General features: G+C 57.3%; 12 protein-coding genes. 2 read left to right on the top strand and 10 right to left on the bottom strand.

Annotation, left to right across the window (positions count from 1 at the left end; translation table 11 throughout):
* Positions 1-111 precede the first annotated feature (111 nt).
* Positions 112-474 (top strand): 6-carboxytetrahydropterin synthase QueD, encoded by a 363-nt coding sequence (queD, locus tag RTX96_RS16335; protein WP_103818306.1) that lies wholly within the window; start codon positions 112-114, stop codon positions 472-474.
* Between the two features lie 96 nt (positions 475-570).
* On the opposite strand, the gene queE is transcribed toward queD, so the two are convergent.
* From queE to rlmD, 7 genes are all read right to left on the bottom strand, one after another.
* Positions 571-1,242 (bottom strand): 7-carboxy-7-deazaguanine synthase QueE, encoded by a 672-nt coding sequence (gene queE, locus RTX96_RS16330; RefSeq protein WP_042387845.1) that lies wholly within the window; start codon positions 1,240-1,242, stop codon positions 571-573.
* A gap of 150 nt (positions 1,243-1,392) precedes the next feature.
* Entirely contained in the window at positions 1,393-2,046 is a 654-nt protein-coding gene (locus tag RTX96_RS16325) for a hypothetical protein (protein ID WP_103818307.1), read from the bottom strand.
* Positions 2,047-2,244: 198 nt separating this feature from the next.
* A complete protein-coding gene (gene eno / locus RTX96_RS16320; RefSeq protein WP_103818308.1) occupies positions 2,245-3,543 on the bottom strand; it encodes a phosphopyruvate hydratase in 1,299 nt (432 codons plus the stop codon).
* 77 nt (positions 3,544-3,620) lie between these two features.
* Entirely contained in the window at positions 3,621-5,258 is a 1,638-nt protein-coding gene (pyrG, locus tag RTX96_RS16315; RefSeq protein WP_103818309.1) for a glutamine hydrolyzing CTP synthase, read from the bottom strand.
* 226 nt (positions 5,259-5,484) lie between these two features.
* A complete protein-coding gene (gene mazG, locus RTX96_RS16310; protein ID WP_312671562.1) occupies positions 5,485-6,276 on the bottom strand; it encodes a nucleoside triphosphate pyrophosphohydrolase in 792 nt (263 codons plus the stop codon).
* Positions 6,277-6,382: 106 nt separating this feature from the next.
* On the bottom strand, positions 6,383-8,620 hold the full coding sequence (gene relA, locus RTX96_RS16305; RefSeq protein WP_312671561.1) for a GTP diphosphokinase: 2,238 nt from the start codon (positions 8,618-8,620) through the stop codon (positions 6,383-6,385).
* Between the two features lie 52 nt (positions 8,621-8,672).
* Positions 8,673-9,971, bottom strand: coding sequence for a 23S rRNA (uracil(1939)-C(5))-methyltransferase RlmD (rlmD, locus tag RTX96_RS16300; protein WP_312671560.1), 1,299 nt, complete (start codon positions 9,969-9,971; stop codon positions 8,673-8,675).
* Between the two features lie 57 nt (positions 9,972-10,028).
* Here rlmD and barA point away from each other — a divergent pair, with 57 nt between their 5' ends.
* Positions 10,029-12,791, top strand: coding sequence for a two-component sensor histidine kinase BarA (gene barA, locus RTX96_RS16295; RefSeq protein WP_103818313.1), 2,763 nt, complete (start codon positions 10,029-10,031; stop codon positions 12,789-12,791).
* Positions 12,792-12,898: 107 nt separating this feature from the next.
* Here barA and RTX96_RS16290 read toward each other — a convergent pair whose 3' ends face one another.
* The 3 genes from RTX96_RS16290 to RTX96_RS16280 all read right to left on the bottom strand — a co-directional run bounded on the left by RTX96_RS16290 (position 12,899) and on the right by RTX96_RS16280 (position 16,835).
* On the bottom strand, positions 12,899-14,041 hold the full coding sequence (locus RTX96_RS16290; RefSeq protein WP_103818314.1) for a glycerate kinase: 1,143 nt from the start codon (positions 14,039-14,041) through the stop codon (positions 12,899-12,901).
* An 88-nt stretch (positions 14,042-14,129) separates the two neighbouring features.
* Positions 14,130-15,470 (bottom strand): glucarate dehydratase, encoded by a 1,341-nt coding sequence (gene gudD, locus RTX96_RS16285; RefSeq protein ID WP_312671559.1) that lies wholly within the window; start codon positions 15,468-15,470, stop codon positions 14,130-14,132.
* Positions 15,471-15,494: 24 nt separating this feature from the next.
* Complete coding sequence (locus RTX96_RS16280) at positions 15,495-16,835, bottom strand: enolase C-terminal domain-like protein (protein ID WP_312671605.1); 1,341 nt, start codon at positions 16,833-16,835, stop codon at positions 15,495-15,497.
* Positions 16,836-16,837 lie beyond the last annotated feature (2 nt).

The raw sequence follows: 16,837 nt of genomic DNA, 5'->3' as shown, positions 1-16,837 counted from the left end.
TAAAATTCCTTACACCATTTCATGCTTTACCGCTTTTGCCTGTTTTAGTTAATGCCAAAAAAGGTCAATTCCGGTAGTATGCGGCGGTTTTTGCCTGTCTGAGAATTCATCATGTCTACCACGTTATTTAAAGATTTCATCTTCGAAGCCGCTCACCGTCTGCCGCACGTGCCTGAAGGCCATAAATGCGGTCGCCTGCATGGACACTCGTTTATGGTGCGCCTGGAAATTACCGGTGAGGTCGATCCCCATACGGGTTGGATCATGGACTTCTCCGAGCTGAAGGCCGCGTTTAAGCCGACCTATGACCGGCTGGATCACTACTATCTGAACGATATTCCCGGCCTGGAGAACCCGACCAGCGAAGTGCTGGCGAAGTGGATCTGGGATGAGATGAAGCCGCTTGTGCCACTGCTGAGTGCGGTGACAATCAAAGAGACCTGCACGGCGGGCTGTGTGTATCGCGGGGAGTAAGTATATTGTCGGGTGGCGCTTCGCTTACCCGACCTACGAGGCTGCACGGTATGTAGGCCCGGTAAGCGTTAGCGCCACCGGGCGTATCGGTTTATATCAGGCAATATTCAGGTACTTATGCGTCTGCATCGACAGACGCCAGTTGCGAGCGATGCAGGTCTCAATGCACAGACGCGTCGCATCCTCTTTCTGGCTGATCGGCTGAAGGGCAATCACCCGCGGCTTATCGTCATGCAGCGTCGCCAGCAGTTCATCCAGCGCCTCAACGTCACGCATCCGGCCAACCGGGTGTTTGATCTCATCCGCGCGATCCAGCGCCTGCTGAAGAATGTCATACCCGCCGCGCATATTCACCTTCGGTGAAACCGTCACCCAAGTATTGGTCGAGGTGCGCACTTCGTGGGTGCCGCTGGTTTCGATCTGGCAGCTAAAGCCGTTTTTCTCCAGCAGCATCGTCAGCGGGATAAGATCGTGAATGCAGGGTTCGCCACCGGTGATCACCACATGACGAGCGGTATAACCCTGGCGCTCAATAATAGCCAGCAGATCCTCGCTGCTTGCCGGGCCCCACTTGTCGCTCTCTTTGGTTTTCGCCAGCACGCTGTAGAGGGACACTTCTCGATCGGCGAGCTTATCCCAGGTGTGCTTGGTATCACACCAGGCACAGCCTACCGGGCATCCCTGCAGACGAATAAAAATAGCGGGAACGCCGGTAAAGTAACCCTCGCCTTGCAGGGTCTGGAACATCTCATTAATCGGGTACTGCATACTCATCTCTGTTTGGCTATAAAAGGTAAGTATCGCAGATCCCTGCTCTCAGGTCATGTGCAGCAGCTGCGCTATTGCCGCAATAAAAAAACCCGCCGCAGCGGGTTTTTACTACTACATAAAAATCAAACAGTTAAAATTGACCTGCACTTAGTTTACCTTAACAGCTTTGACGTCAAGCATTGGGCTGAGGAGGCAGCTGTATTTTGTCTCTTTTAGATCGGGCCCATTGCTCTGGAAAAATGCACTTCCTTCAGTAGCGATGTCGTATTCCTGACTTTTCTGGCCTGCGATGACTTTCCCTGGATGATAGAGCGGTGAACCACTCACTATTTCAACAACGCGGGAAGTTACTGCATTTTTGAAACCTTGCGAATCTATCTTCGTCATTGCAGCATCAAGACAGGCTTTGCCGGCTAATGTCCTACCCTGTGCTGAACCAATACTTGGACTGAATTTCTGTGGTTTATTTGCAAACTGCCAGAGCTTATTTTCCGGCTCATATGAGAAAGGACCAAATTTTCCAGTCCCACTATTCTGTTGACATACTACCAGCGTCGGCGCTGACCCCTTAATGGCTATAAACGTAGCTTCAGGATTATAGGAACGTGCGCTTTTTACATAATCCGCTTCGATTTCGAAAGGAACAGATTTTCCGCTAATAGTCGTTAGCCTGGATTTGCATAACTTCACGAGAGCAGGATCATTACCTATCTCACTGCTCGGGATCATCTCCGCATGGACCATAGAAGATGCGATCAGAAAAAAAACTGAGCCGATCGAACAGAGTAACGTGCGTATCATTATCACTTCCTTGGAGAAAATAGAGGGTTGTAACCTAATATTTCAAAGATATGCCAGGTTAGTCAAAAACTTTAGCGATTTGCTATGAAAGGATTATTGCGGAAGCGCACTTTTACGACGGATTGTGACGATAAGGCATAATAAAAATAAAAAAACCCGCCGCAGCGGGTTTTCTATTAAGAGTGAAAAGTCAGGGGATTATGCCTGGCCTTTAATCTCTTTACGGCCGTTGAACGGTGCACGTTCACCCAGCGCTTCTTCGATACGGATCAGCTGGTTGTACTTAGCAACACGGTCAGAACGGCTCATAGAACCGGTTTTGATCTGGCCAGCAGCGGTACCCACAGCCAGATCGGCAATGGTAGCATCTTCAGTTTCGCCAGAGCGGTGAGAGATAACCGCAGTGTAGCCAGCGTCTTTCGCCATTTTGATCGCAGCCAGGGTTTCGGTCAGGGAACCGATCTGGTTGAATTTGATCAGGATGGAGTTAGCGATGCCTTTCTCGATACCTTCTTTCAGGATCTTGGTGTTGGTTACGAACAGGTCGTCACCTACCAGCTGGATTTTGTCGCCCAGCACTTTGGTCTGGTAAGCGAAGCCGGTCCAGTCAGATTCGTCCAGGCCATCTTCGATGGAGACGATCGGATACTGTTTGGTCAGATCTTCCAGGAAGTGGGTGAACTCTTCAGAAGTGAATGCTTTGTTGCCTTCGCCAGCCAGAACGTATTTGCCATCTTTGTAGAACTCAGAGGCTGCACAGTCCATCGCCAGAGTGATGTCGGTGCCCAGCTCGTAACCCGCTGCTTTTACTGCTTCAGCGATAACGGCCAGTGCTTCGGCGTTAGAGCCCAGGTTCGGCGCGTAGCCGCCTTCGTCACCGACAGCGGTGTTCAGGCCTTTGCCTTTCAGTACTTTTGCCAGGTGATGGAAAACTTCAGAACCCATGCGGATGGCTTCTTTAACAGTTTTCGCGCCAACCGGCTGGATCATGAATTCCTGGATATCAACGTTGTTATCCGCGTGCTCACCGCCGTTGATGATGTTCATCATCGGAACCGGCATAGAGTATTTGCCCGGGGTGCCGTTCAGTTCAGCGATGTGTTCGTACAGCGGCTGACCTTTAGAAGCAGCGGCAGCTTTAGCGTTCGCCAGGGAAACGGCCAGGATTGCGTTCGCACCGAAGTTAGATTTGTTCTCAGTACCGTCCAGGTCGATCATGATCTGGTCGATGTTAGCCTGATCTTTGGCGTCTTTGCCAAGGATAGCCTGAGCGATCGGGCCGTTAACTGCGCCAACGGCTTTGGTCACGCCTTTACCCAGGAAACGGGATTTGTCGCCATCGCGCAGTTCCAGCGCTTCGCGGGAACCAGTAGAAGCACCTGACGGGGCAGCAGCCATACCGACGAAACCACCTTCCAGGTGTACTTCGGCTTCAACAGTCGGGTTACCACGGGAGTCGATGATTTCACGACCGATGACTTTAACGATTTTGGACATTAGGATTTCCTCAGTACAAGTTAATTAAAACTCCAGACAAACAGTGCATCCCTAAGGATGCACTGTCGCTCTAACTCTTACTTCGCCTGACGTTTCTGGTAGTCGCTGGCAGCTTTCACAAAGCCTGAGAACAGCGGATGCCCATCGCGCGGCGTTGAAGTAAATTCCGGGTGGAACTGACAGGCAACAAACCACGGATGGTTTGGCACCTCGATGATCTCGACCAACTGATCATCGCCGGAACGGCCTGCAACACGCAGACCCGCAGCTTCAATTTGTTTCAACAGCATGTTGTTAACTTCATAGCGGTGACGATGACGTTCAACGATAGTCGACGAACCGTACATCTGACGCACCAGGCTATCGTCATCAAGCTGGCACTGCTGTGCACCAAGGCGCATCGTGCCGCCCAGGTCGCTCTTCTCAGAGCGTACTTCGACGTTGCCCTCTTCGTCACGCCATTCGGTAATGAGAGCCACAACCGGGAACTTACAGTCTGGCACAAATTCCGTTGAGTTAGCGTTGTCCATCCCCGCCACGTTGCGCGCAAACTCGATCAGCGCAACCTGCATACCCAGGCAGATACCCAGATAAGGAATATTGTGTTCACGCGCATAGCGCGCGGTGGCGATTTTGCCTTCTACGCCACGGTAGCCGAAGCCACCAGGGATCAGGATAGCATCCAGATCTTTCAGAATTTCTACACCGCGTGTTTCAACATCTTGCGAATCGATCAATTTGATGTTGACGGTAACACGGTTTTTCAGCCCGCCATGCTTCAGCGCTTCAATCACCGACTTGTAGGCATCCGGCAGCTCAATGTACTTGCCGACCATACCGATGGTGACTTCACCTGACGGATTCGCCTCTTCGTAGATAACCTGTTCCCATTCGCTCAGGTTAGCTTCCGGACAGTTCAAGCTGAATCGTTTACAAATATAATCGTCCAGCCCCTGTGATTTCAACAGGCCCGGAATTTTATAAATCGAATCGACGTCTTTCATTGAAATAACGGCCTTTTCCGGCACGTTACAGAACAAAGCAATTTTCGCACGTTCGTTGGCCGGTACGGCACGATCGGAACGGCAAACCAGGATATCTGGCTGAATACCGATAGAGAGCAGCTCTTTTACAGAGTGCTGGGTAGGTTTGGTTTTCACTTCACCCGCAGCAGCCATGTACGGCACCAGGGTGAGGTGCATAAACAGCGCGTGTTCACGGCCGATATCTACCGCCAGCTGGCGGATCGCTTCGAGGAACGGCAGGGATTCGATATCACCCACGGTACCGCCGATCTCAACCAGCACCACGTCGTGGCCCTCGCCACCGGCAATGATGCGCTCTTTAATGGCGTTGGTAATGTGCGGAATAACCTGAACGGTTGCGCCCAGGTAGTCGCCACGGCGCTCTTTGCGCAGTACGTCAGAGTAGATACGGCCCGTGGTGAAGTTGTTGCGGCGCGTCATCTTAGTGCGAATGAAACGCTCGTAGTGGCCCAGATCCAGGTCGGTTTCGGCGCCGTCTTCCGTAACGAACACTTCCCCGTGTTGAATAGGACTCATGGTACCCGGATCGACGTTGATATACGGATCCAGTTTCATCATGGTCACGTTAAGGCCACGGGCTTCAAGAATGGCTGCGAGGGAGGCGGCTGCAATGCCTTTACCCAGAGAGGATACAACCCCGCCGGTCACAAAAATATAGTTCGTTGTCATGCTGAACCTGAGAAGTTAGGTTTAAAAGACGATGGAATAACCAGGACGGGAAAGTAGTATACCGGAACTACGCAGTCGCCACAAACTTTCATTATCCCTCCTCTTCTCATCTTCAGCTAACCACGGGGAGTGAGAAAATAGCTCGTTTACAGCAAATGTTTTTGACATAAATCAAGCGCTTGTTATTTAAAAAATCACCCAAACCGCGCTTGATTCACAAAATTCGTTAGAGATCAGATTCCTGGCGCTTTACCTCCTGCCAGACCTCTTCCATTGTTTCGAGATCGACACCGGTCATCGTCAGGCCGCGAGAGGCGACAATTCGCTCAACTTCACGGAAGCGGCGTTCAAACTTCAGGTTTGCTTTTTGCAGCGCGGTTTCGGCTTTTACTCCTAAATGACGGGACAGATTGACGGTAGCGAACAGCAGATCGCCCATTTCCTCCTCCAGTTTGGCCTGATCCACAACGGCCTGCTGCGCCTCATGCATCACCTCGTCGATCTCTTCATGCACCTTATCGAGCACCGGGCCGAGAGAGTCCCAGTCAAAACCCACCGCCGAGCAGCGTTTCTGGATCTTATGGGCACGCATCAGCGCGGGAAAAGCGTGAGGGATATCGTCCAGCGCCGAGTGCTGCGCTTTTTCCGCCCGCTCGCTGGTTTTGATCTCCTCCCAGCGCGCCAACACCTCGCTGCTGTTGCTGGCGGTAGCATCGGCAAAAATGTGCGGATGGCGGCGTTCAAGCTTGTCGCTGATGGCCGCGCAGATGTCGTTAAAGTCAAAACGCCCCTGCTCCTGCGCCATCTGGGCGTAGAACACCACCTGGAACAGCAGATCCCCCAGCTCACCGCGCAGATCGTCCAGATCGTTGCGGGCGATGGCGTCGAGCACCTCGTAGGTCTCTTCCAGCGTATAGGGGGCGATGGTCGCGAAGGTCTGCTCTTTATCCCACGGGCAGCCGGTTTCCGGGTCGCGCAGGCGCTGCATGATGCCCAGCAGGCGGGTGATTTGGGTCATAATGATTTCCTGAAAAAACGTCGGGTGGCGCTAGCGCTTACCCGACCTACATGAGAGCGTAGCCCCGGCAGGCAACGCGCCGCCGGGGAAAATAGCAGAGTATGGGTTAACCGCCGTGCAGACGACGGGCGTCAATCACGTCCGGAACCTGGTTGAGCTTGCCCAGCACGCGTCCCAGCACCTGCAGGTTATAGATCTCGATATTCATATCGATAGTGGCCAGCTGCTGGCGGGTATCGCTCCGGCTGGCCACGCCGAGGACGTTAACCTTCTCGTTAGCGAGAATAGTGGTGATATCGCGCAGCAGGCCGCTGCGATCGTTGGCGGTAACGCGCACCACCAGCGCATAACCCGCCGAGTAGCTCTCGCCCCACACCGCATCGACGATGCGCTCCGGCGCGTGGGATTGCAGCTCCGTCAGCTGGTCACAGTCGGCGCGATGAATGGAGATCCCGCGCCCCTGGGTAATAAAGCCAACGATCTCATCTCCTGGGATCGGCTGGCAGCAGCGGGCAATGTGGTGCATCAGGTTGCCGACGCCCTCGACCACTACCCGGCCATCGTCTTTGCTGTTGCGCCCCTGTGGCGCGTAGGTCTTCTGCTGCAGCTGCTTCAGCGCGGCGGCATCCTGCTCCTCGGCGCTGGGCTTGTTAAAGTGCGACTGCAGGAAATTCACCATCTGGTTAAGGCGAATGTCGCCTCCGCCGATGGCCGCCAGCAGCTCCTCCATTTCATTGAAGTTGTAGCGCGGCAGCAGATGCTTCTCCGCCTCTTTCAGGCTGATGCCTAAATGCGCCAGCTCGTCGTCAAGGATCTGGCGGCCAGCAAGAATGTTCTTGTCGCGATCCTGCTTGCGGAACCAGGCGTGGATCTTTGAGCGTCCGCGGCTGGTGGTCACATAGCCAAGGTTCGGGTTCAGCCAGTCACGGCTTGGGTTCGGCTGCTTCTGAGTGATGATCTCAATCTGATCGCCCATCTGCAACTGATAGGTAAAGGGCACGATACGCCCGCTAATCTTGGCTCCGATGCAGCGGTGACCGACGTCGCTGTGGATATGGTAGGCAAAATCGAGCGGCGTGGAGCCAGCGGGCAGATCCACAACGTCGCCTTTCGGGGTAAAGACGTAGACACGATCGTCGAAGACCTGGCTGCGCACCTCGTCGAGCATCTCCCCGGAGTCCGCCATCTCCTCCTGCCAGGCAATCAGCTTCCGCAGCCAGGCGATGCGGTCCTCGTGGCTGTGGTGCGCGCTCGCCGACGTCGTCCCCTCTTTATATTTCCAGTGCGCGGCCACGCCCAGCTCGGCATCCTCATGCATCTGTTTGGTACGGATCTGGATCTCAACGGTTTTGCCCCCCGGTCCCAGCACGACGGTGTGGATCGACTGGTAGCCGTTCGGCTTCGGGTTGGCCACGTAGTCGTCGAACTCATCCGGCAGATGACGATGGTGGGTATGGACAATCCCCAGCGCGGCGTAGCAGTCTTGCAGGCGCTCGGCGACGATACGCACCGCCCGCACGTCAAACAGCTCGTCAAAGGCGAGATGCTTTTTCTGCATTTTGCGCCAGATGCTGTAGATGTGCTTTGGTCGGCCATAGACTTCGGCCTTCACCCCCTCGCGCTTCATTTCAGCACGCAGGTGGCCGACAAATTCATCAATGTAACGTTCACGATCGATCCGCCGCTCGTGCAGCAGCTTGGCGATGCGCTTGTACTCTGCCGGATGCAGATAGCGGAAGCAGTAGTCTTCCAGCTCCCACTTCAGCTGACCGATACCCAGCCGGTTCGCCAGCGGAGCGTAGATATTGGTGCACTCTTTGGCCGCCAGTACGCGTTCGTCTTCCGGGGCGTCTTTCACCTCACGCAGGTGAGCAACGCGCTCGGCGAGCTTGATGACCACGCAGCGGAAATCATCCACCATCGCCAGCAGCATGCGGCGGACGTTATCAACCTGTTCAGAGGAGACGGCGTCGGTATGCGTGGCCTTGAGCTGGCGGATAGCGGCCATATCGCGCACGCCATAGATCAGCGCAACAACGGACTTACTCACGCTTTCGCGCAGCACCGCCTCGCTCACCACTTCGGCATCCGCCAGCGGGAAGAGCAGCGCGGCCTGCAGCGTATCGATGTCCATACTGAGCATGGAGAGGATTTCCACCATCTCGACGCCGCGCCACAGCAGCAGCTCGGCGTCAGGGTGGCCCTGAGTATGTTGCAGGCAGTATGCCCAGGTTTCGGCTAAGCGCTCACACGAGGGCTGACTGGAGATGCCCAGACTTGCGATCCATTTTTTCGAATCGAATTCACCCGCTCGATTAAGATGTGCACTTCTTACCGCAACCATTGTCCTCTCCTTTCAGGGACGAAGCCTGCCGAATTCGGCAAGCCAGAATTAATCACTCGTGCTCAAACAGCACCATCGATTCCAGATGCCCGGTGTGTGGGAACATATCCAGCATCGCAAGGTGCGACATAGTGTAGCCCGCATTTAATAATGCTTCGCTGTCACGGGCAAGCGTCGCAGGGTTGCATGACACGTAGACCACCTTTTTTGGGGATAGTTTTAGCACATGCTGCATGACGCCTGCCGCACCGGCGCGGGCCGGATCGAGCAGTACCTTGTTAAAACCGTGCTGTGCCCAGGGCTGTTTAGTGACATCCTCTTCCAGGTTTTCATGAAAGAATGTCACATTCTGCAAGCCGTTCTGCCGTGCGTTCTCCTGCGCCTTCTCGACAAGCGCGGCAACCCCCTCCACGCCGACCACGCTGGCGGCGCGTTTTGCCAGCGGCAGGGTAAAATTGCCCATGCCGCAGAAGAGATCCAGCACCCGGTCATCCGGCTGAACGTCCAGCCATGCCAGCGCCCGCTCTACCATCTGCTGGTTCACTTTATCATTAACCTGAATGAAATCACGCGGGCTAAAGGTCAGGCGTAGCCCGTCAGAGGTATACCAGGGCAACGCGCCGGATACCTGCTCCAGTATGGCGCTTTCTGGGGCAAGAAACAGCGCAACGCCCTGAGAATGCGAAAAGCGTTCCAGTTTTTCGCGATCGGCAGCGGACAGAGGCGCCGTATGGCGCAGCACCATCAGCGGGCCGTTATCCGCCAGCACCAGCTCAACGTGGCCAAGGTGGCGTACCGTCGCCAGGCTCTGTAAGCATTCACGCAGTGAAGGGATTAATGCCTCAAGACGGGGCGTCAGCACCGGGCAACGCACCACGTTCACAATGTCGTTGGCGCTGGCTTTACGAAAGCCCATCTCCAGCTTTTGCGTCTTCGGCTGGTAGTTCAGGCTCAGCCGCGCCCGCCGCCGGTAGCCCCACGGCTCGGCGGCAATGATGTCGTCTACTTCGCGCTTCATCAGGCGAGCCAGCGCACTGCTTTTGCTGCGCTGCTGCAGCGCCACGCTGGCATGCTGCTGCTGGCAGCCGCCGCAGACGCCAAAATGCGGGCACGGCGGCGTTTCGCGTTCCGGGCTGTCGTTCAGCCGACGCTTCACCGCACCACGAGCGAACTGGCGTTTATCTTCGGTTAGCGTCACTTCGCCACGTTCGTCGGGCAGCAGTCCTGTCACGAACAGCGCTTTGCCGTTGTGGCGTGCAACGCCCTGGCCAAAGGGATCCAGGTCGTTTACTGTTACGGTTATGATTTCACGCGTCGTCACGCGCCGTTTTGCAGAGTAGAATTGCGCCATTGCCGGGATTTTTCTCAATCAAACATAATGACTCTAATTGTCCCATAACGGAACTCCATGACCAACTACAGCCTGCGGGCGCGCATGATGATTTTGATCTTAGCGCCAACCGTCCTGATCGGTTTATTGCTCAGCATTTTCTTTGTTGTCCATCGCTACAATGACTTACAGCAGCAGCTTGAGGATGCAGGCGCGAGCATTATCGAGCCGCTGGCGGTGGCGAGCGAATACGGTATGAATCTGCAAAACCGGGACTCTATCGGGCAGCTGATCAGCGTTCTGCACCGCCGCCACTCTGACATCGTACGTGCCATCTCCGTCTACGATGACAACAACCGACTGTTTGTGACCTCTAACTTTCATCTCGATCCCAAAGAGTTAAGGCTGCCGGATGGTGCCGCCTTCCCCCGCCTGCTAAGCGTCACGCGCCGGGGCGATCTGATGATCCTGCGTACGCCCATTGTCTCTGAGGGCTACTCCCCTGACGAGCCCGCCATGCCGGATGTCAAAGCGGCCAATAACATGCTGGGCTATGTCGCCCTGGAGTTAGACCTCCGCTCGGTGCGCTTACAGCAGTATAAAGAGATCTTTATCGCCACGCTGATGATGTTCTTCTGCACCGGGATCGCGCTGATCTTTGGCTGGCGGCTGATGCGCGACGTCACCGGGCCTATTCGCAACATGGTCAATACGGTCGATCGCATCCGGCGAGGCCAGCTGGATAGCCGCGTCGAGGGTTTCATGCTGGGCGAGCTGGATATGCTAAAAAACGGCATCAACTCAATGGCGATGTCGCTGGCGGCCTACCACGAGGAGATGCAGCACAATATCGACCAGTCGACGTCGGACCTACGCGAAACCCTTGAGCAGATGGAGATCCAGAACGTTGAGCTGGATCTGGCGAAGAAGCGCGCCCAGGAGGCGGCACGCATCAAATCGGAGTTTTTGGCCAATATGTCCCACGAGCTGCGTACCCCGCTGAACGGCGTGATTGGCTTTACCCGGCTGACGCTGAAATCCGAGCTAACGCCTACCCAGCGCGATCATCTGCACACCATTGAGCGCTCGGCCGATAACCTGCTGACCATCATCAATGACGTACTGGACTTCTCCAAGCTGGAGGCTGGCAAGCTGATCCTTGAGAGCATCCCCTTCCCGCTGCGTAACGCCCTCGACGAGGTGGTCACCCTGCTGGCCCACTCGGCTCATGACAAGGGGCTGGAGCTGACGCTCAACGTTAAAAATGACGTGCCGGATAATGTGATTGGCGATCCGCTGCGCCTGCAGCAGGTAATAACTAACCTGGTGGGCAATGCCATCAAGTTTACCGAAAACGGCAATATCGATGTGCTGGTGGAGAAGCGCGCCCTGAGCAACAACAAGGTGCAGATTGAGATGCAGATCCGCGATACCGGGATCGGCATTCCCGAACGCGACCAGTCCCGGCTCTTCCAGGCGTTTCGCCAGGCGGATGCCAGCATCTCCCGGCGGCACGGCGGTACCGGGCTGGGGCTGGTGATCACCCAGAAGCTGGTGAATGAGATGGGGGGCGATATCTCCTTCCACAGCCAGCCCGGCCGCGGCTCGACCTTTTGGTTCCATATCAATCTCGATCTTAACCCTAACGTCAGCAGCGAGGGGCTGCCCACCGACTGCCTCGCCGGCAAGCGACTGGCCTACGTTGAGCCGAACGCCGCCGCCGCGCAGAGCACGCTGGATCTGCTCCAGGGAACGCCGCTGGAGATCATCTACAGCCCGACCTTCTCTGCCCTGCCGGAGGATCGTTACGATATCCTGCTGCTGGCCGTACCGGTGACCCTGCGCGAGCCGCTCTCCATGCAGCACGAGCGGCTGGCAAAGGCCGCCTCCATGACCGATTTCCTGCTGCTGGCGCTGCCGTGTCACGTGCAGATCAACGCCGAGCAGCTCAAGCAGGAGGGCGCCGCCGCGTGCCTGTTAAAACCGCTTACCGCCACGCGCCTGCTGCCCGCGCTGACCGAGTACTGCCGCCTGAATCGCCCTCGCGAGCAGGCGCTTAACGATGACCGCAAGCTGCCGATGAGCGTAATGGCGGTGGATGACAACCCGGCCAACCTGAAGCTTATTGGCGCACTGCTTGAGGATCAGGTCCAGTACGTCCAGCTGTGCGACAGCGGACATAACGCAATCGACTGTGCGAAGCAGATGCAGTTCGATCTGATCCTGATGGATATTCAAATGCCCGATATCGACGGCATTCGCGCCTGCGAAACCATTCGTCAGCTGCCGCACCAGCAGCAGACGCCGGTGATCGCGGTAACAGCCCATGCGATGGCCGGACAAAAAGAGAAGCTGCTGCGGGCAGGCATGAGCGGCTATCTGGCGAAGCCCATTGAAGAGGATAAGCTCCATAGCCTGCTGCTGCGCTACCTCCCCGGCCCAGGAGTCAGCCAGTGGCTGACCCCACCGGAGCCAGAGCCGGTAGAAGCGCCGGAAAAGCCTGAGGTTTCCCTGGACTGGCAGCTGGCGCTGCGCCAGGCAGCAAATAAACCCGATCTGGCGCGGGAGATGTTACAGATGCTGATCGCCTTCCTGCCGGAGATCCGCAATAAGGTTGAGGAGCAGCTGGTAGGGGAAGCGCCTGAAGATTTAGTCGAGGCCATTCACAAGCTGCACGGCAGCTGCGGCTACAGCGGCGTGCCGCGCCTCAAGCGGCTATGTCATCTGATCGAGCACCATCTGCGCAGCGGCATGCCCGCAGAGGATCTGGAGCCGGAGTTTCTGGAGCTGCTGGATGAGATGGATAACGTGGCGCGGGAAGCGCGCAGGTGGATTGGGTGAGGCATCGTTGTCGCCGGGCGGCACTCCGTTTGCCCGGCCTACGGCGGCCGCGGTGTCATGTGTAGGCCCGGTAAGCGTAGCGCCACCGGGCATTACTGTGCTTTCGGTTAACGCAAGCCCTGGCCCGCTTTCAACACCGCTGCCACGTTGCGCGCCGTCATCCGTACGTTTTCCGCCGCGTTTTTCAGGGCGTCGTCGAGGGTACAGATGCCGTAGATCACGCTGAATACCGCGTCGATGCCGTGCTCGTGCACCACGCCAACGTCCGCCGTCAGGCTACCGGCAATGCCGATCACCGGCTTGCTGTAGCGCTTCGCCACCTTCGCTACGCCCACCGGAACTTTACCGTGTACCGTCTGGCTGTCGATCCGCCCCTCGCCGGTGATCACCAGATCCGCTTCTGCCACATAGCGATCGAGATGCAGCGCGTCGGTGACAATCTCAATGCCCTGGCGCAGCTCGGCTCCGCAGAATGCGTACAGCGCCGCGCCCATGCCGCCAGCTGCCCCGCCCCCGGCCAGATCCAGCACGTCGAGATCCAGATCGCGCTTGATCAGCTGGGCATAGTGCCCAAGCGCCTTATCGAGCCTTGAGATCATCTCCGGCGTCGCCCCTTTCTGCGGCCCGAAGATCGCCGATGCGCCCTCTTTGCCGGTCAGGGGATTGGTCACGTCGCAGGCAACCTCGATGCGGCAATCCTGAAGCCGTCTGTCGAGTTCACTGACGTCGATTCGCGCCAGCGTCTCCAGCGCGCCGCCGCCCTGTCCGATGGCGTGGCCTTCGCTATCCAGCAGCTTTGCGCCCAGCGCCTGCACCATGCCCGCGCCACCGTCGTTAGTGGCGCTGCCACCAATGCCAATAATGATATGCTTAACGCCCACGTCCAGCGCATGGCGGATCAGCTCTCCCGTTCCCCACGAGGTGGTGATCAGGGGATTACGCTGCTCGGGTAAAACCAGCTCAAGGCCGCTGGCCGCTGCCATCTCAATAAAGGCGCTCTGCTCGTCGCCGGAGAGGCCATAGAAGCCCTCAACCTGAGTACCAAGCGGGCCGGTCACGGCAACCTCTACGATCCGCCCCTGGGTGGCGGCGACCATCGCTTCAACCGTACCTTCACCGCCATCCGCCACCGGCAGTTTGATATACTCCGCTGCCGGAAAGATCTCGCGAAAACCCGCTTCTATAGCGGTCGCGACATCAAGGGCGCTCAAACTCTCCTTGTAGGAGTCCGGTGCGATAACAATTTTCATAAGCCGTCCTTACGCAGAGTGTGATTGCCTAAACCCTACAGCCGGAAAAACAGGGAACAGGCCGATCCCACCGGGACCGGCCTCTGCATTAACGCACCATGCATGGGCGTTTGTTATCAAACGTCCAGCCAGGGATCAGGTACTGCATACCCATAGCATCGTCGCGTGCGCCGAGACCGTGCTTCTGGTACAGCTCGTGCGCCTTCATTACCTGGTCCATGTCCAGCTCAACGCCAAGGCCCGGCGTGCTCGGTACCTGCACCATCCCGCCTTTGATCTCAAACGGCGCTTTGGTCAGGTGCTGGTTGCCCTCCTGCCAGATCCAGTGGGTATCGATAGCGGTGATTCTGCCCGGCGCGGCGGCGGCCACGTGGGTAAACATCGCCAGCGAAATATCGAAGTGGTTGTTGGAGTGTGAGCCCCAGGTCAGGCCGAACTCGTGGCACATCTGCGCCACGCGCACGGAGCCTTGCATGGTCCAGAAGTGCGGATCCGCCAGCGGGATATCGACAGACTGCAGAGAGAGCGTATGGCCCATCTGCCGCCAGTCGGTGGCGATCATGTTGGTGGCGGTCGGCAGACCGGTGGCGCGACGGAACTCGGCCATCACCTCGCGGCCGGAGAAACCCTGCTCAGCGCCGCACGGATCTTCCGCATAGGCCAGCACGCCCTTCAGGTACTTACCGATGTTAATGGCTTCATTCAGCGACCATGCGCCGTTCGGGTCGAGGGTCACGCGCGCCTGCGGGAAGCGTTTTGCCAGCGCAACGATAGACTCGGCCTCCTCCTCGCCCGCCAGCACGCCGCCTTTGAGTTTGAAATCGTTAAAGCCATACTTTTCATAGGCGGCTTCAGCCAGGCGCACCACGCGATCCGGGGTCATCGCCTCTTCATGGCGCACGCGGTACCAGTCGCACTTGTCATCCGGCTGGCTCTGGTACGGCAGCGGCGTCGCTTTGGCGTTGCCAACGTAGAACAGGTAGCCGAGCATCTCCACTTCGCTGCGCTGCTGGCCGTCGCCAAGCAGGGTCGCCACGTTAACGCCCAGGTGCTGACCCAGCAGGTCCAGCATCGCGGCTTCGATCCCGGTCACCACGTGGATGGTGGTGCGCAGGTCAAAGGTTTGCAGGCCACGGCCCGCTGAGTCACGATCCGCAAACTGGTTGCGTACGGCGGTCAGGATGTTTTTGTATTCACCAACGGTTTTGCCCACCACCAACGCGGCAGCATCTTCCAGCGTCTGGCGGATCTTCTCGCCGCCTGGGATCTCGCCCACGCCGGTGTGACCCGAGTTGTCTTTAATGATAACGATGTTACGGGTGAAGAACGGCGCGTGCGCCCCGCTCAGGTTCATTAGCATGCTGTCGTGGCCCGCAACCGGGATTACCTGCATGGACGTGACAACCGGGGTAGAAAATGAGTTACTCATCGTTTAATCCTTTTTCTGACAAATTTAGTGTCGACCAAAGACGGGACGTTTGCGATCGAACGTCCAGCCGGGGATCAGGTACTGCATCGGGCCTGCGTCATTCCGCGCCCCACCCGGGAGCGTTTTATACAGCTCGTGGGCTTTCTGTACCTGGTCCCAGTCCAGCTCCACGCCAAGGCCTGGCGCGTCCGGCACGGCAATCTGGCCGTGCTTAATCTCCAGCGGCTGTTTGGTCAGGCGCGCGTCGCCCTCCTGCCAAATCCAGTGGGTGTCGATGGCGGTCGGATTACCCGGCGCGGCGGCACCAACGTGGGTAAACATCGCCAGTGAGATATCAAAGTGGTTATTGGAGTGGCAGCCCCAGGTCAGGCCCCAGTCGTCGCACAGCTGCGCCACACGTACCGCGCCGGAGAGCGTCCAGAAGTGCGGATCCGCCAGCGGGATATCCACCGCGTTGAGCATCACCGCATGGCCCATCTCACGCCAGTTGGTGGCGATCATGTTAGTCGCGACCGGCAAGCCGGTTGCCCGACGGAATTCCGCCATCACTTCCCGGCCGGAGAAGCCCTGCTCTGCGCCGCACGGATCCTCCGCGTAGGTCAGCACATCGTTCAGCCCTTTGCAGAGCTCAATGGCCTCATCCAGCAGCCACGCGCCGTTGGGATCGACGGTAATGCGAGCGTCAGGGAAGCGTTTTTTCAGCGCACGGGCGGTGTCGATCTCCTGCTCGCCGGGCAGCACGCCGCCTTTCAGCTTGAAATCTTTAAAGCCGTAGCGATCCTGCGACGCTTCGGCCAGGCGTACCACTGCCTCGCTGTTCATCGCCTCCTGATGCCGCAGATGATACCAGTCGTGGTTGCCCTCTGTTTTGACGCGATACGGCAAATCGGTCTTCTGCCGGTCACCAACGTAGAACAGGTAGCCGAGCACCGTCACGGCGTCGCGCTGTTTGCCTGGCCCCAGCAGCTCACAGACCGGCACGCCAAGGGTTTTACCCAGCAGGTCGAGCAGCGCGGCCTCCAGCGCCGCGACCGCATTCACCCGCAGCTCAAAGGTCCAGGCGCCTTTGCCGAAGGTATCAAAGTCAGCCGCCTGGTTGCCTTTGTGCACCCGCTGTACCACCTGGTTTAAGCGGGCAACCTGCTGGCCGATAACCATCGGGATCGCATCGGTCAGCGTCTTGAGGATCACCTCCCCGCCGGGGGCCTCCCCAACGCCGGTATTCCCGGCGTTGTCGGTCAGCACCACAATATTGCGGGTAAAGTAAGCGTTATGTGCCCCGCCGATATTCATCAGCATGCTGTCGTAGCCAGCGACGGGGATCACTTTCATATCGGTAATAACGGGGCTGGATTGCGTATTCATCA

The organism is Pseudescherichia sp. (genome assembly GCF_032052675.1).
Classification (GTDB): domain Bacteria; phylum Pseudomonadota; class Gammaproteobacteria; order Enterobacterales; family Enterobacteriaceae; genus Pseudescherichia.
This window is presented reverse-complemented; position numbering and strand designations above follow the sequence as displayed.

What these genes read in the sequence shown, in the direction of transcription:
- queD (WP_103818306.1), top strand. Translation starts at nt 112, where the DNA reads ATGTCTACCACGTTATTTAAAGATTTCATCTTCGAAGCCGCTCACCGT.
- queE (WP_042387845.1), bottom strand. Translation starts at nt 1,242, where the DNA reads ATGCAGTACCCGATTAATGAGATGTTCCAGACCCTGCAAGGCGAGGGT.
- RTX96_RS16325 (WP_103818307.1), bottom strand. Translation starts at nt 2,046, where the DNA reads ATGATACGCACGTTACTCTGTTCGATCGGCTCAGTTTTTTTTCTGATC.
- eno (WP_103818308.1), bottom strand. Translation starts at nt 3,543, where the DNA reads ATGTCCAAAATCGTTAAAGTCATCGGTCGTGAAATCATCGACTCCCGT.
- pyrG (WP_103818309.1), bottom strand. Translation starts at nt 5,258, where the DNA reads ATGACAACGAACTATATTTTTGTGACCGGCGGGGTTGTATCCTCTCTG.
- mazG (WP_312671562.1), bottom strand. Translation starts at nt 6,276, where the DNA reads ATGACCCAAATCACCCGCCTGCTGGGCATCATGCAGCGCCTGCGCGAC.
- relA (WP_312671561.1), bottom strand. Translation starts at nt 8,620, where the DNA reads ATGGTTGCGGTAAGAAGTGCACATCTTAATCGAGCGGGTGAATTCGAT.
- rlmD (WP_312671560.1), bottom strand. Translation starts at nt 9,971, where the DNA reads ATGGCGCAATTCTACTCTGCAAAACGGCGCGTGACGACGCGTGAAATC.
- barA (WP_103818313.1), top strand. Translation starts at nt 10,029, where the DNA reads ATGACCAACTACAGCCTGCGGGCGCGCATGATGATTTTGATCTTAGCG.
- RTX96_RS16290 (WP_103818314.1), bottom strand. Translation starts at nt 14,041, where the DNA reads ATGAAAATTGTTATCGCACCGGACTCCTACAAGGAGAGTTTGAGCGCC.
- gudD (WP_312671559.1), bottom strand. Translation starts at nt 15,470, where the DNA reads ATGAGTAACTCATTTTCTACCCCGGTTGTCACGTCCATGCAGGTAATC.
- RTX96_RS16280 (WP_312671605.1), bottom strand. Translation starts at nt 16,835, where the DNA reads ATGAATACGCAATCCAGCCCCGTTATTACCGATATGAAAGTGATCCCC.